Below are 14,666 nucleotides of genomic sequence, written 5' to 3' on the forward strand. Positions count from 1 at the left end.
AAGCCGCGCTTGGCCGGGCGGGGTGGGTTCGCGGGGGACGCCGTGAACCCCCAGACCGGCCCAGCCGCTGGCGGCTGTGCGTTCGGGCGCTTGCGAAGCAGTGCTTCGCAACCAAAGCGCCCTCACCCCTGGGGGCTTGGCCGCGGCATCCATGCCGCGGACACCCCCGCGAACCCACCCCGCCCGGCCTCGGACAGTTTCCGTGCGCGTCCGCCACGGAAAATCAAAAAGAAAATCAAAGTCAAAAGCGGATCGCTTCGCTCGCATCCACGCATGGCGCGGATGTGTGTCGACCAAGGTCGACACCTACCAAAAGCGATGATGCGCCGCGATCTGTCGGAGGTGGGGCGGTGTCGGGTGGCGGGGTATCCGCGGCATGGATGCCGCGGCTAAGCCTACAGGGACGTACTTGCGGCGTCCCCGCCGCCCGACACCGCCCCGCCAAGCCTCAGTACACCGACCGCCGCTGTTGCCGTTGCTGTTGCCGTTGCTCCAGCCTTGCAGCGGGCCCCGGGCCGCAGGCCCGGGCAACAAACCCCTACCGGTCGTCGTGCAGGGTGCCGCCCGGCAGGAACACCCAGGTACGGGTCACCTGCAGGATATCGATCTCGTCCTCGGTCTTCGGCAACGGCGGGAACGGCTGCGCCAGCTGCACCACCCGCAGCGCTGCCTCATCCAGCAACGGCGTACCGCTCGAACGCAGGATCCGGCTGCTCTCCACGCTGCCATCGCGGCGCACGCCCACGCTGATCACCACCTGGCCGCCGAGGCGGCGCTGCCTGGCCTCATCCGGGTAATTCAGGTTGCCTACCTTCTCCGCACGGTCGACCCAGGCGCGCAGGTAATTGGCGTAGGCATACTCACGCGTGCTGGCCGACACGAACTTGCGGTTCGGGCGCTTGGCGTACTGCGCCGAGCGCAGGTGCACTTCGGCAGCCAGCCGTGCCATCTCCACGTCGCGCTGTTCGCGCGCACTCAAGGGCGCATCCGGTTCGGGCTGATCCGGCGTGGGGCGGGCCTGCGCCTGCGCTACCACCTCTTCGCCATTGCGGCTGCTGACCACCCGTGCCTGCGGCGGCGGAACCGGCGCAGCCGATTGCTGCTGCTGCGGCACAGGGCTCAGCCCTGACTGGGCCTGCGGCACGATGCCGGCCTGGTTGTCGCGCGGACGCTGCGCGCGGTCGTGCTCGCCACCACCTTCCTGGTTGGCCGCAGCCAGGAAATCGGCCTGTTTCGGGGTCAGCGCGGTGCGGGTCTGGCTGAAGATCACTTCCAGCGTCGGCACCAGCGGCGCATCGCCCTTCACGGCGAAGCCCACGCCCAGGATCAGCAGGGCGTGGACCAGCACAGACAGCGCGATGGTCGCCCCCAGCCGTTGCGCTTCGCGCGGTGGCGGGGGCAGGACGGCAGGTGCGGAGGGCATCAGCGCAGGCCGGCCTCGAGCGCGTCGAACAGGGTGCCGGCGATGTTCAGGCCGTACTGTGCGTCCAGTTCGCGCACGCAGGTCGGGCTGGTCACGTTGACCTCGGTCAGGTAGTCGCCGATCACGTCCAGGCCGACGAAGCGCATGCCACGACGCTTCATTTCCGGGCCCACCTGGGCAGCGATCCAGCGGTCGCGCTCGCTCAGCGGGCGGCCTTCGCCGCGACCGCCGGCGGCGAGGTTGCCGCGGAATTCATCGCCCTGCGGGATGCGCGCCAGGCAGTAGTCGACGGGCTCGCCATCGACCAGCAGGATGCGCTTGTCGCCGGCGGTGATGTCGGGAATGAATTTCTGCGCCAGCGCCATCCTGTGGCCGCCGTCGGTCAGCGTTTCCAGGATCACGTTCAGGTTCGGATCGCCCTGGCCGCTGCGGAAGATCGAGCGGCCGCCCATGCCGTCCAGCGGCTTCAGCACGGCCTGGCCATGCTCCAGCGCGAAGGCCTTCAACGCCTTGGCGTCGCGGCTGACCAGGGTGGGCGGGCAGCACTGCGGGAACAGCAGGGCGGCCAGCTTCTCGTTGTAGTCGCGCAGGCCCTGCGGGTTGTTGACCACGCAGGCGCCGGCAGCTGCGGCCACGTCCAGCACCTGGGTGTCATAGATGTACTCGGCGTCGACCGGTGGGTCCTTGCGCATCAGCACGATCTGGCCGGGGCCGAATTCGGTGCGGCTGAATGCGCCCAGCTCATACCAGCCGGCCGGGTCGTCGCGCACCTGCAATGGCGCGGTCTGGGCCACCGCCACGCCGCCCTCCAGGGCCAGGCCGCCCGGACGCACGTAGTGCAGGGCATGGCCGCGGCGCTGGGCTTCCAGCAGCATGGCGAAGGTGGTGTCCTTGGCGATCTTGATGTGGGCGATGGGGTCCATCACCACGATGACGTTCAACGGCATGGGCGCACCTGTCAGGCAAGGCGTTGATGGTAGCGGCAACGCCGGTCGCGCGCCTCCCCGCCGTACTGCAACGCTGCGTCCGCCGGGCGCTCGCGCAGTCATTGCGAAACCCGTCACGTTCAGGAGGCCTCCATGCCCCACGCCGTGGGGCGGCCTTGAAGCGGGCGCGGAAAGTGCGATATAGATACGCTTTCGTAGCGGCCCCCGCCAGAGATCGGGCCGTGCGCTTGGGGATAGGCAATGACTGAAAACACGACTGCGGGCGGGGAACTCGCAGGACTCCGGGTGATGGTCATCGATGATTCGAAGACCATCCGCAGGACTGCGGAAACGCTGCTCAAGCGCGAAGGCTGCGAGGTGGTCACCGCCACCGACGGCTTCGAAGCGCTTGCGAAGATCGCAGACCAGCAACCGCAGATCATCTTCGTCGACATCATGATGCCGCGCCTGGACGGGTACCAGACCTGCGCGCTGATCAAGGGCAACCAGCTGTTCAAGGCGACCCCGGTCATCATGCTCTCGTCCAAGGATGGGCTGTTCGACAAGGCGCGGGGACGCATCGTCGGCTCGGAGCAATACCTGACGAAGCCTTTCACGCGTGAAGAACTGCTGGGTGCCATCCGCACATACGTCAACGCCTGACCAGGGGGGAAAGGCACAATGGCTCGTATCGTTCTGATCGAGGATTCACCGACCGACCGCGCGGTGTTCACCCAGTGGCTGCGCCGTGCCGGCCACGAGGTGCTGGAAGCGGACAACGCCGAGGATGGACTGCAGCTGGTGCGTGACCAGGCGCCACAGCTGGTGCTGATGGACGTGGTCCTGCCCGGCATGAGCGGCTTCCAGGCGACCCGGGCGATGGCCCGTGACGCAGCGATCAAGCACATCCCGGTGATCATCGTCAGCACCAAGGCGATGGAAACCGACAAGGCCTGGGGCCTGCGCCAGGGCGCGGCCGACTACATCGTCAAGCCGCCGCGCGAGGATGAACTGATCGCGCGGATCAACGAGCTGGTGGCCTGATGCGCTCGCCCTTCGACATCCTCGAAGCCTACGAACGGCGCAGCCTGGCCCACGCGGTGCAGCTGCCCGAGCGGCAGTTCGCGCAGGACCTCTGGCGTGGCGTGGGTTACCGCGTCGGCCAGCGTCGGCTGGTGTCCGATTTCCGCGAAGTGGTGGAAATCGTGCCGATGCCGCCGGTCACCCCGGTGCCGTGCGCACAGCCGTGGCTGCTGGGCGTGGGCAACCTGCGCGGTAACCTGTTCCCGGTGGTCGACCTGAAGTACTTCCTGGAAGGCACGCGTACCGTGCAGCAGGAAGGCCAGCGCGTGCTGATCATGCGCCAGGCCGGCGGCGACGTCGCGCTGACCATCGATGAACTGTTCGGCCAGCGCAGCTTCGAACTGGACCAGCAGATCGAAGCCGGCATGCTGGCCGAAGGGCGCTACGGCCATTTCGTCGATCGCGCCTTCCACGCCGACGGCCATGACTGGGGCGTGTTCTCGCTCTCGCTGCTGTCGCGCACCCCTGAATTCCGGCAAGCCGCGGCCTGAGGCCGGGCACCGCCCCCTGCATTGAAGATCGAGGTTGAACGATGAGTACTGCTTCGGACGCCACCAAATCCGGCAAGCTGCGGCTGGGCGGCAGCAACCTCTGGCTGTTCCTGCTGCTGGCATCGATGATCCTGTTCGGCGTCAACACCGGCGTCGCCACCTGGCAGGGCAGCCGCCTGGCCGACGCCGGCTCCAAGGCCGCCGACCTGCAGGTACTGTCGCAGCAGCTGGCCAACCAGGGCCGTGACGCGGTGGGCGGCAACGCACAGGCGTTCACCGCCTTCAAGGCGACCCGCAACGCGATCGAACAGAACGTGTCGACCCTGCAGGGGCGCTACGGCAAGGAGCCGGGTGTGTCTGGCGCGATCACCACGCTGGGTGAAACCTGGGCGCCGCTGGGCAAGCAGGCCGGGCAGCTGGTCGCCAGCGAGCCCGCGGTGCTGGCGCTGGCCGGCAACGCCAACAACTTCACCGGCGCGGTGCCGGGCCTGCAGGCCCAGCTGAACGAGCTGGTGCGCGCGATGTCGGCCTCGGGTGCTCCGTCGGCGCAGGTGTACAGCGCACTGCAGCAGGTGGTGGTGGCCGGTTCGATGGCCCGCCGCGTGACCGAAATGCGTGCCGGTGGCAGCGTCGCGGCCACCGCCGGTGACGCGCTGGCGCGTGACATCACCGTGTTCTCGCAGGTGCTCGACGGCCTGCGCAACGGCAACGAGGAACTGGGCATCACCGCCGTGCGCGGTGCCGCTGCCGTCGCCGCGCTGGAGCAGTCGCAGCAGAAGTGGCAGGCGATGAAGCAGGACGCCGACGCGATCCTGGCCAGCTCGCGCCAGCTGTTCGCCGCGCAGTCGGCGGCCACCGCGCTGGGCCAGGGTTCGGCGCACATGCTGGACGATAGCCGCAAGCTGTTCGAGGCGTTCTCCTCGTTCGGTTCGGTGTCCGATACCCGCCTGTTCCCGAATTTCTGGATCGGCGTGGTGTCCGGTGCGCTGTCGCTGATCGCGATCATCGGCTTTGTCTCCACCAACGTGCGCAGCCGCTCGCGCGAGCAGGAACTGCGTTACCAGACCCAGGTGGAATTCAACAGCCGCAACCAGCAGGCGATCATGCGGCTGCTGGACGAAATTTCCTCGCTCGGTGAGGGTGACCTGACGGTGAAGGCCTCGGTGACCGAGGACATGACGGGCGCGATCGCGGACGCAATCAATTACGCGGTCGACGAGCTGCGCCACCTGGTGACCACCATCAACGACACCTCGGCCAAGGTTGCGGTGTCCACCCAGGAAACCCAGGCCACCGCCATGCAGCTGGCAGAGGCGGCGGGCCACCAGGCCAACCAGATCACCTCGGCGTCGGACCGCATCGGCGAAATCGCGGCGAGCATCGAGCAGGTGTCGCGCAACTCGGCCGAATCGGCCGACGTGGCACAGCGCTCGGTGGTGATCGCCGCCGAGGGTGCCGGCGTGGTGCGCGAGACCATCCAGGGCATGGACCAGATCCGCGACCAGATCCAGGAAACCTCCAAGCGCATCAAGCGCCTGGGCGAGTCGTCGCAGGAAATCGGCTCGATCGTGGAACTGATCAACGACATTTCCGAGCAGACCAACATCCTGGCGTTGAACGCGGCGGTGCAGGCGGCTTCGGCCGGTGAAGCGGGTCGCGGTTTCGCGGTCGTGGCCGACGAAGTGCAGCGCCTGGCAGAACGCACCTCGGGTGCGACCCGACGCATCGAGAACCTGGTGCAGGCCATTCAGGCCGATACCAACGAAGCGGTCACCTCGATGGAACAGACCACCGCCGAAGTGGTGTCCGGTGCACGCCTGGCCGAGGACGCCGGCACCGCGCTGACCGAAATCGAGCGCGTGTCCAATGCACTGAACACCCTCATCAAGAACATCTCCATCGCCGCCCAGCAGCAGTCGGCCGCGGCCTCGGACATCACCCGCACCATGGGCGTGATCCGGCAGATCACCGGCCAGACCTCGCAGGGTGCCGGGCAGACCGCCGAATCGATCGGCCACCTCGCGCAACTGGCGGCCGACCTGCGTCGTTCGGTCGCCGACTTCAAGCTGCCGGCGTGACGCGGGCAGGGCGGCGAGCAAGGAACCAGTCGATGAAGCATTTCCATTCCCCACGCCAGAACTCGCGCGGCTTCCGCGCGGCGGCGAACGGAGCGCGTCCATGAGCAGTCTGCGCGATGCGATGAGCCACGCAGCGCTGGGCTGGGTCAAGCCCGAGCTGGACGAGACCCTGCGCCAGGTGCGCAACGAGGTCGAGTACTACGCGGAAGACCCGACCGATGCCAGCCGCATGCGCATCTGCGCCGGCTACCTGCACCAGGTGCAGGGCACCCTGCGCATGGTCGAGCTGTACGCGCCGGCGATGGTGGCCGAGGAGCTTGAACAGCTGGCCCATGCCATCGGCGCCGGTGGCGTGGCGGACCGGGATGAAGCCTGCGCGACCCTGATGCGCGGCAGCGTGCTGCTGCCCGACTACCTGGAGCGCCTGCAGAACGGTCATCGCGACATTCCGATCGTGTTGATGCCGTTGCTCAACGAGATCCGCGCCGTGCGTGGCGAGGAAGGCGTGCATGACAGCGTGCTGCTGGCGTTCGCGCCGGACAGCGTCACCGCCACCGAGGCCGAACTGGACCATGCGCGTGGCAGTCTGAGCGGGCGCAACCGCGAACTGCTCGACACCGTTGGCAGCGCGGTGAAGGAAGAACTGCTGCGCATCAAGGACGCACTGGACCTGCACCTGCGTACCGGCGGTGCGCCGGAACAGCTGCAGACCCAGGCCAATGAACTGGGCGCGGTGGCCGATACGCTGGGCATGATGGGCCTGGGCGTGGCCCGCGGCGTGGTCGTGCAGCAGCGTGATGCACTGCGTGGCGTGGTCGAAGGCCGCCAGCAGATCGATGAGAACCTGCTGCTGGATATCGCCGGTGCGCTGCTCTACGTGGATGCCTCGCTGGATGACCAGGTCGCCCATCTGGGCGCCGGCGGCAGTGGCGAGGACGATCCGAGCGCAGTGGAGAACCGGCGCACGGTAGAGGTACTGGCCCATGAGGCCATCGCCAACTTCGCCGCCGCCCGCGAGCATTTCGTCGCGTTCATCGAAACCGGCTGGCACCACGCTGAGCTGCAGGACGTGCCGCGCCTGCTGGGCGACGTCTCCGGCGCGCTGCGCATGCTCGACCTGGGTACCGCTGCCGACTACCTGCGCGGTGTGCAGCAGTACATCGAGGCCGAGCTGATTGGCCGCCAGCGCGTGCCGAGCGGCCGCCAGCTGGACACCCTGGCCGACGCCATGGCCAGCCTGGAGTACTACCTGGAAGCCCTGCGCGACCGTCGTCCGGGCCGCGAGGACATCCTCGACATCACCCGCAGCAGCCTCGAGGCGCTGCGCTACTGGCCGCTGCCGGACCGCGATGCGGGCGAGCCGGCACTGTTTGCGCCGCAGGCCATCGAGCGTGAGCCGGTTTCGCTGCTGGCCACGGCACTGCAGCCGGAGCACATCGAGATCCCGGTACAGTCGGCGGCACCGGCACCCGGTGAGGTGCCGGTACCGCTGCCGGACTTCACCTTCGATCCGCCACCGGCCACGCCTTCGACGGCGGCGGTCGACAACAGCCTGATGTTCGGTGGGCTGGGGTCCGACGCCTCCGCGCCGCTGTCGCTGCATGACGAGGCGGATGCACCGCTGGTCTTTGCTGCTTCCAGTGCACCGGCGCCCGAGGTCCCGCAATGGGATCTGGCACCGTTCCATCCGGAGGCCGATCCGCTCGCACCAGCGGACGATGAGCGCAGCCCGACGTTTGCCAGCTTCGATCCGGTCAGTTTCGAACAGGTCGATGCAGGGCAGGGGGCCGCCACGCAGTGGACGCTGCCGGTGCAGTCCAGTGCAACGGCTGGCCTGGACGTCGAAGACGCCGCCGACGCGACGCTGTCCATCGAGACCGGCACGCATGCCGCACCGGTGTTCGACCCGGTGGCCGCCGAGCATGATGCGGTTTCTGCAAGCGACGACGTGGTGTTCCGTTTCGACGCCGACTCGCTGGATAACGCCGACGATGTGCTCTCGCTGCACGCGATGGAAACGTTGTCGCTGGACGACGCTGCCGGGCTGCATCCGTTGCTGGAGAGCGTCGATGCCACCGCCCCTGTGGTGGTGGAAGAGAACCCTGTTGCCGCAGAACCGGACATCACCCCTGTGGATGTGCCGGTGGAAGCGCCCGCGTCGCTTGCCGATGCGCCGGCAGCGGCGGTGTCGGTGATCGACATCGACACCATCGCGCCGATTGATTTCAGCGAAGCCGACGCGCAGTTCTTTGCCGAGCTGAGCGCTGCGGCCGCGGACTTCAATCCGCAGGCGACCCCAACGCCGGCCGATGCGCAAGCGCCGGTCGCCGTGGGCGACGCGGAAGGTACAGAAGCCGGCTTCGAGGCGGGCTTCGACGACGATGCCGAGAACATCGACGAGGACATCCGCGAGGTGTTCCTGGAAGAGTTCGACGACGAACTGGCCAACCTCGGTACGTTGCTGCCGGCATGGCGCATGCAGCCGGACAACATGGACCGTCTGCGTCCTATCCGCCGCATCTTCCACACGCTCAAGGGCAGTGGCCGACTGGTCGGTGCACGCACCCTGGGTGAATTCGCGTGGAAGATCGAGGGCATGCTCAACCGCGTGCTCGACGGCAGCCGCCCGGCGACGCCAGCCGTGCTGGCCATGGTCGACAACGCGCATGCCGCGCTGCCGCAGCTGAACGCCGCTCTGCGCCATGGCCAGCGGATCAGCGTGGACCTGCAGGCGATGCAGGCCATTGCCGATCGCGTCGGCGCGGGTGAGGAAACCTATTACGTACCGCTGCCGGTTGCGGCTGCTCCCGCCGCACCGGTGGTCGAAGTCGATGGCGAGGACGAGATCAGCCGCATCCTCGAAGCCGAAGCAATGGCGTCGGTGGAGGCTGAAGCCGATGCGGACCCGGCGCCCGAAGCACTGGGCACGCCGGCCAACATCGACAGCGTACTGCGCGAGATCCTGGAAGCCGAAGTGGAAGTCCACCAGGCGACCCTGCAGGACTGGCTGCGCTCGGCGCAGCAGGCGCCGCAGCCGGTCAGCGACGCGCTGCTGCGCGCGGTGCACACCATGAACGGCGCCTTCGCGATGACCGAAGTGCCGGAAATCACTGCCGTTACCGGCGGTGCCGAGTCCTACATCAAGCGTGCGCTGGCTGCAGACGTGGTGCCGGGCGACGAGGGCGTGGCTGCGCTGGATGCGACCGCGCAGGCGATCACCGCGACCATGGAAGCGCTGCAGGCCGAACAGCCGCGCATCACCCCGCAGGAAGCGCTGGTGCAGCGCCTGCAGGCGCTGGCCGGTGAACTGCCGGAAGCGCGCTGGCCGATGGTCGGGCTGGAGGCCGACGACGAGGATCTGGCGCTGGAGGCCGGGGAGACTGGTCCTGCGTTCGAAGCTGCTGCGCCCGGGATCGAACCTGCCGGGCCCGAGCTGGAACCGCTTGCCGCCGATGTGCAGGCCGCCGGGACCGCGGGCGCGATCGGCACAGGCCTCGATGTCGGCGAATTGACCGGCAGCGATGATCTGTCGCGATACTTCGATGCCGGATGGCCATTGGTACCGGGTGAAGGCGAAGCCATCGCCGAGGACATCGGATCGATTGAATCGATCCAGCCCGTCGAGGGCGAGCCGGTTGTTGCGACGACCGACGTGGACGCCGCAGCGACGCCGGTCGCGGAGGCCGATCTGACCGCCGCGGACGACCTGTCGCCCTACCTCGACGCCCGCGCGCTGCCGGTGGATGACCGCGACGCCGATGAGATGCCGGTGTCCGTGGAGGTTGACGCAATCGACCTGAATACGTCGATGTCCGCTGACCTGGGCGATGCCGACGCCAGCCTCGATGACGACGCTGCTGCACTGCCACTCGACAGCGAGCTGTCGAGCCTGCAGGATGAAATGGCTGCGCCGGGTTTTGCAGAACCGGTCACGCTGGCAGCCGCGCTCGAGGCCGGCCTGCACGTGATCGACGAAGAGCAGACCCTGGACGACGACGGGCAATGGCCCGTGCTCGGCCTCCAGGCCAGCGAACTCGCGCCGGGCGAGGCGGAAGCCTTTGCCGAGGATGCGGACGTCGGCGGGGAGGCGGCGGTCGGCGAAGGAGAGAGCGCCGATCAGCCGTCCCCGGCGACGGTGAATGAGGTGAGCGCGACCGAAGCACTGCAGGCCTCCGCCGAGCCGGTGCGGTTCTTCGAACTGGAAGATGCACCGGGGCAGGGCGAGGTCCAGGCCGATGTCGAGGCCGGCGCCGTGGCGCGTTCCCCGCTCCACGAAGAAGCCTCCGCTCTGGAAGACAACGCGGACGGCGCCGATGCGCTCGATTTCAGTGTTTATGACCGCGAGCTGGTCGACATCTTCGTCGAGGAAGGCAAGGATCTGCTTGACCACTGCGACGGCCTGATCAGCGAACTGCGCGATGCGCCGCAGGATCGAGAGGTACTGGCCGGCCTGCAGCGTGACCTGCACACCCTGAAGGGTGGCGCACGCATGGCCGGCATCAATGCCATCGGCGATCTGGGCCACAGCATCGAATCCCTGCTGGAAGCCGTGGCGGCCGGTCGCACCGAGATCGAACGCCGCGACGTGCAGCTGCTGGAGCGCGGCTTCGACCGTCTGCACCAGCTGCTCACGCGCACCGGTGCCCACCGCGTGGTGGAGCCCGCACAGGATCTGGTGGAGGCCTTCGAGGTCCGCACCACCACCGATATCGCGGCGGCCGCTGTGGCCGCGCGTGCGGCCAGCGAGGCCGAGGCTGTGCCGGCACAGGCTGAGGGCCCGCTGGCGTCGCCGGCCGATGCCCCGCTGTCGGCACCGCTGCCGGCCGAAGGCGTGGCCGACGAAGACCCGTCGGCCCGTCCGCAGCAGGAACAGGTGCGCGTGCGCGCCGACCTGCTCGACCGCCTGGTCAACCACGCCGGTGAAGTGGCGATCTACCGTTCGCGCCTGGAACAGCAGCTCGGCGCCTTCCGTGGCGCCATGGGCGAACTGGAGCGCACCAATGCGCGTCTTCGCGACCAGCTGCGCCGCCTCGACCTGGAAACCGAGGCGCAGATCGTCGCCCGCTACCAGCGCGAGCAGGACCAGGCTGACCAGAAGTTCGATCCGCTGGAACTGGACCGTTTCTCCACCCTGCAGCAGCTCAGCCGTGCGCTGAACGAGTCCGCTGCCGACCTTGGCGGCCTGCAGGGCGTGCTGGACGATCTGTCGCGCCAGTACGATTCGCTGTTGCAGCAGCAGTCGCGCGTCAGCTCGGAACTGCAGGACGGCCTGATGCGTGCGCGCATGGTGCCGTTCGATGGCCTGGTGCCGCGCCTGCGCCGCGTGGTCCGCCAATCCGGCATGGATACCGGCAAGCAGGTCCACCTGACCCTGGAAGGCACTCACGGCGAACTGGACCGCAACGTCCTCGATCGCATGGTCGCGCCGCTGGAGCACATGCTGCGCAACTCCGTGGCCCATGGCCTGGAAGCGCCGGAACAGCGCCGCGCCGCTGGCAAGCCGGAGGAGGGCGAGATCGCCATCCGCCTGCACCGCGAAGGCTCGGAGATCGTGCTGGAAGTGGCTGACGACGGTGCCGGCCTGGACCGCGAAGCGATCCGCCGCCGCGCCATCGACCGTGGCCTGCTGGCCGCCGATGCGCAGCCGAACGAGCAGGAACTGGACAACCTGATCTTCGCCTCCGGTTTCACCACCGCCGACCAGGTCAGCCAGCTGGCAGGCCGAGGCGTGGGCATGGACGTGGTGCGCAACGAAGTGCGCCAGCTGGGTGGTTCGGTCGACATCCAGTCGGTGCGTGGCCAGGGCGTGCGCTTCACCCTGCGCCTGCCGCAGACGCTGGCCGTCACCCAGGCGGTGTTCGTGCAGATCGGCGAAACCACCTTTGCGGTGCCGGTCGCCTCGGTCAGTGGCATCGGCCGCCTGTCGCGCGAGCGTTTCGAAGCGGCCGACAGCAGCTATCGCTACAGCGGCGAGGACTATCCGCTGTACGACCTCGGCAGCCTGGTCGGGCAGGCTCCGGCGCGTGCCGATGGCCAGGACCAGGTGCCGCTGCTGCTGGTCCGTGCGGGTGACCTGCGTGCCGCCGTGGCGATCGACCAGGTGCTGGGCAACCGCGAAATCGTGGTCAAGCCGGTCGGCCTGCAGATCGCTTCGGTGCCGGGCATCTATGGCGCCACCATCACCGGCGATGGCCGCGTGGTGGTGATCCTGGACGTGGCACCGCTGGTGCGCCGCTTCCTCGCCAACCCGACGCTGCCGGTGCTGGCCAACGCCCCGCGCCAGGAGCGCCAGGTGCCGCTGGTGATGGTGGTGGACGACTCGCTGACCATGCGCAAGGTCACCGGGCGCATCCTCGAACGCCACAACTTCGAGGTCAGTGTCGCCCGCGACGGCGTGGAAGCACTGGAGCGCCTGGAAGAGCGTGTGCCCGACCTGATGCTGCTGGACATCGAGATGCCGCGCATGGATGGCTACGAGCTTGCCACCGCGATGCGTGCCGACCCGCGCTACAAGGACGTGCCGATCGTGATGATCACCTCGCGCAGCGGCGACAAGCACCGCCAGCGTGCCTTCGAGATCGGCGTGCAGCGCTACCTGGGCAAGCCGTACCAGGAGCTGGACCTGATGCGTAACGTGTACGACCTGCTGGGGATCGCCCGTGTCCGTGAGTGAAGCCCAGGCGGCTCCGGCCGTCGCCCTGCTGGCCCGCCCTGGCGCGGCGCGCGAGCGCCTGCGCGAAGCGTTGTCGCACGCCGATGTGCAGCTGGTGCTGGAAGACGACCCGAACGTCCTGGAGCCTCAGCTCCTGCAGGACGCGCGTCCACAGTTCGTGGTGATCGCGCTGGAGGCGGCCATCGAGGATGCTCTGGAACGGCTTGAAGCGGTGCTGTCCGCACCGGGCCTGACCCTGGTCTTCGACGAGGCCGAACTCGCGGCGCGCCGTGATGGTTGGGAGGCACAGCGCTGGGGCCGCCACCTGGCCGCCAAGCTGCACGGTCACCAGCAGGTGCTGCCGCCGGGTGCGGAAGACGAACCCGCCCTGCAGCTGGAACCGGGTCACCCGGCACCGCCGCCGGCACCACGGGAAGAAGCGCTTCAGCCGCATCTGGACCAGGCGTTGAGCTGGGCGGACGAAGTGCCGGCGGACAGCCTGTATGCGCCACCGGCGCACCTGCACGAACCGATCGCGCTGGAGCAGGCACTGGCCGCGCTGCAGCCGGTCGTGCCGGAGCCGCTGGAGGCAGCGCCGATGCAGCCGGTCGCCACGCCGGCCGCACCGGTTACGCCGCCGGTATCCTTCGACCACACCGCGTGGTCGCTGGTCGATGACGTGGCAGACGTACCCGCGGCCACCGGCCACAGCGCCGCGGTGGAAGCGCCGCTGCCATCCTTCGATACCGATCACCTCAGCCTGGTGGACCTGGACGCTGCGGCGCCTGCGGGCGCACGTGCCGCCTCGCTGCTGGTGCTGGCCGGCATTGGTGGCCCGGACGCGCTGCGCCGCCTGCTCGGCGCGCTGCCGTCGTCGCTGAGCGTACCGGTGCTGGTGCACATGCGCCTGGATGGCGGCCGCTACGGCAACCTGGTCAAGCAGATGGCACGCGTGTCGCCGTTGCCGGTGCAGCTGGCCGAAGCCGGCCAGCGGGCCGTCCCCGGTGAGGTGCACGTGCTGGCCGATGACATCGGCGTAAGCGTGACCGCCGACGGCCTGCATTTCCTAAGCGATGCGCAGGGTATCTCGCTGGCCGCGCTGCCGGCGGAACATACTGCGCTGGTGCTGCTCAGCGGCGCCGACCTGGCCCATGTCGGGCCGGCACTGGACCTTGCCGCAGCCGGTGCCTGGGTGGCCGGCCAGGTGGGCGAGGGCTGCTACGACCCCGCCGCGGCGACGGCCGTGGTGGCTGCCGGCATGGTGGCCGGCGAACCGCAGGACCTGGCGCAGGCGATTGCCGCGCGCTGGGGCGAGCAGGACGACAACGGAGACGCACCATGAGCTATGCCAGCAATGACGAAATCCGCGGCGTCCTGATCCAGGCCGGCAACGAGCGCGTGCTGCTGCCCAATGCCACTGTGGCCGAAATGATGTCGCGGGTGCCGGTACAGCCGGTCTCCGATGCACCGCGCTGGCTGGTCGGCGAGATCGGCTGGCACGGCTGGCAGGTGCCGCTGGTGTCGTTCGCGCGGCTTTCCGGGCTGGGCGAGGAAGCGGTGGGCGGCCACAACAAGGTGGTGGTGCTGAAGGCACTGAGCGGCAACGCTCAGCGCCCGTACTACGCGCTGCTGACGCAGAATTTCCCGCAGTTGATCTCGGTGCCGCGCGATGGCCTGCTGGCCGATGCTTCCGAGGAAACCCTGCCGCAGATCGTGCACATGCGCGTGCTGCTGGGTGAGCAGAGCGCGCTGCTGCCGAACCTGGACGCGCTGGAAGCCGCGCTGGATTCGCTGGCGGCCTGATCCACCAGACCGGTAGTGCCGGCCGCTGGCCGGCACCGAGCCAAGCATGGCTCGGCTCCACAAGGAAACTGCAATCTGGCGCCGGCCCTGTAGAGCCGAGCCCACGCTCGGCTGCTGCCTTGGACGCGCTGGTCGCGGTAGTGGGGGGGGGGGGGGGGGCCCCCCCCCGGCCCCCCGGGGGGGCGCCGGGGCGGCGGCCCCGCCCCCCAA

At 68.7% G+C, this 14,666-nt stretch carries 9 protein-coding genes; 7 read left to right on the plus strand and 2 right to left on the minus strand.

Going from position 1 to position 14,666, the window contains the following annotated elements; translation table 11 throughout:
• Positions 1–538: 538 nt before the first annotated feature.
• Positions 539–1,423: an energy transducer TonB gene (locus V3B41_RS18735; RefSeq protein ID WP_049431798.1), complete on the minus strand. Its 885-nt coding sequence runs from the start codon at positions 1,421–1,423 to the stop codon at positions 539–541.
• Positions 1,423–2,370 (minus strand): glutathione synthase, encoded by a 948-nt coding sequence (gshB, locus tag V3B41_RS18740; protein ID WP_012511876.1) that lies wholly within the window; start codon positions 2,368–2,370, stop codon positions 1,423–1,425. Before gshB ends, V3B41_RS18735 begins: the two co-directional genes overlap by 1 nt.
• Before the next feature lie 240 nt (positions 2,371–2,610).
• On the opposite strand from gshB, the gene pilG reads away from it, so the two are divergent.
• The 7 genes from pilG (at position 2,611) to V3B41_RS18775 (ending at position 14,456) form a co-directional block, all read left to right on the plus strand.
• Positions 2,611–3,012, plus strand: a complete 402-nt coding sequence (gene pilG / locus V3B41_RS18745) for a twitching motility response regulator PilG (RefSeq protein WP_005418455.1) — start codon at positions 2,611–2,613, stop codon at positions 3,010–3,012.
• An 18-nt stretch (positions 3,013–3,030) separates the two neighbouring features.
• Positions 3,031–3,393, plus strand: coding sequence for a response regulator (locus tag V3B41_RS18750; protein ID WP_014648093.1), 363 nt, complete (start codon positions 3,031–3,033; stop codon positions 3,391–3,393).
• A complete protein-coding gene (locus V3B41_RS18755; RefSeq protein WP_049431795.1) occupies positions 3,393–3,923 on the plus strand; it encodes a chemotaxis protein CheW in 531 nt (176 codons plus the stop codon). The genes V3B41_RS18750 and V3B41_RS18755 overlap by 1 nt, the downstream gene beginning before the upstream one ends.
• Positions 3,924–3,964: 41 nt before the next feature.
• A complete protein-coding gene (locus tag V3B41_RS18760) occupies positions 3,965–6,001 on the plus strand; it encodes a methyl-accepting chemotaxis protein (RefSeq protein ID WP_329861777.1) in 2,037 nt (678 codons plus the stop codon).
• Between the two features lie 100 nt (positions 6,002–6,101).
• Complete coding sequence (locus V3B41_RS18765; RefSeq protein ID WP_329861778.1) at positions 6,102–12,674, plus strand: Hpt domain-containing protein; 6,573 nt, start codon at positions 6,102–6,104, stop codon at positions 12,672–12,674.
• On the plus strand, positions 12,661–13,995 hold the full coding sequence (locus tag V3B41_RS18770) for a chemotaxis protein CheB (RefSeq protein WP_197620579.1): 1,335 nt from the start codon (positions 12,661–12,663) through the stop codon (positions 13,993–13,995). Before V3B41_RS18765 ends, V3B41_RS18770 begins: the two co-directional genes overlap by 14 nt.
• The gene (locus V3B41_RS18775; protein WP_005410712.1) at positions 13,992–14,456 is read left to right on the plus strand and encodes a chemotaxis protein CheW; all 465 of its coding nucleotides are present in this window, start codon (positions 13,992–13,994) and stop codon (positions 14,454–14,456) included. Before V3B41_RS18770 ends, V3B41_RS18775 begins: the two co-directional genes overlap by 4 nt.
• Positions 14,457–14,666: the final 210 nt, after the last annotated feature.

The sequence above is a fragment of the Stenotrophomonas sp. SMYL89 genome, assembly GCF_036319985.1.
In the GTDB taxonomy this organism is placed as follows: domain Bacteria; phylum Pseudomonadota; class Gammaproteobacteria; order Xanthomonadales; family Xanthomonadaceae; genus Stenotrophomonas; species Stenotrophomonas maltophilia_Q.

Coding starts and splice junctions, on each gene's coding strand:
- V3B41_RS18735 (WP_049431798.1), bottom strand. CDS start 1,423: ATGCCCTCCGCACCTGCCGTCCTGCCCCCGCCACCGCGCGAAGCGCAA.
- gshB (WP_012511876.1), bottom strand. CDS start 2,370: ATGCCGTTGAACGTCATCGTGGTGATGGACCCCATCGCCCACATCAAG.
- pilG (WP_005418455.1), top strand. CDS start 2,611: ATGACTGAAAACACGACTGCGGGCGGGGAACTCGCAGGACTCCGGGTG.
- V3B41_RS18750 (WP_014648093.1), top strand. CDS start 3,031: ATGGCTCGTATCGTTCTGATCGAGGATTCACCGACCGACCGCGCGGTG.
- V3B41_RS18755 (WP_049431795.1), top strand. CDS start 3,393: ATGCGCTCGCCCTTCGACATCCTCGAAGCCTACGAACGGCGCAGCCTG.
- V3B41_RS18760 (WP_329861777.1), top strand. CDS start 3,965: ATGAGTACTGCTTCGGACGCCACCAAATCCGGCAAGCTGCGGCTGGGC.
- V3B41_RS18765 (WP_329861778.1), top strand. CDS start 6,102: ATGAGCAGTCTGCGCGATGCGATGAGCCACGCAGCGCTGGGCTGGGTC.
- V3B41_RS18775 (WP_005410712.1), top strand. CDS start 13,992: ATGAGCTATGCCAGCAATGACGAAATCCGCGGCGTCCTGATCCAGGCC.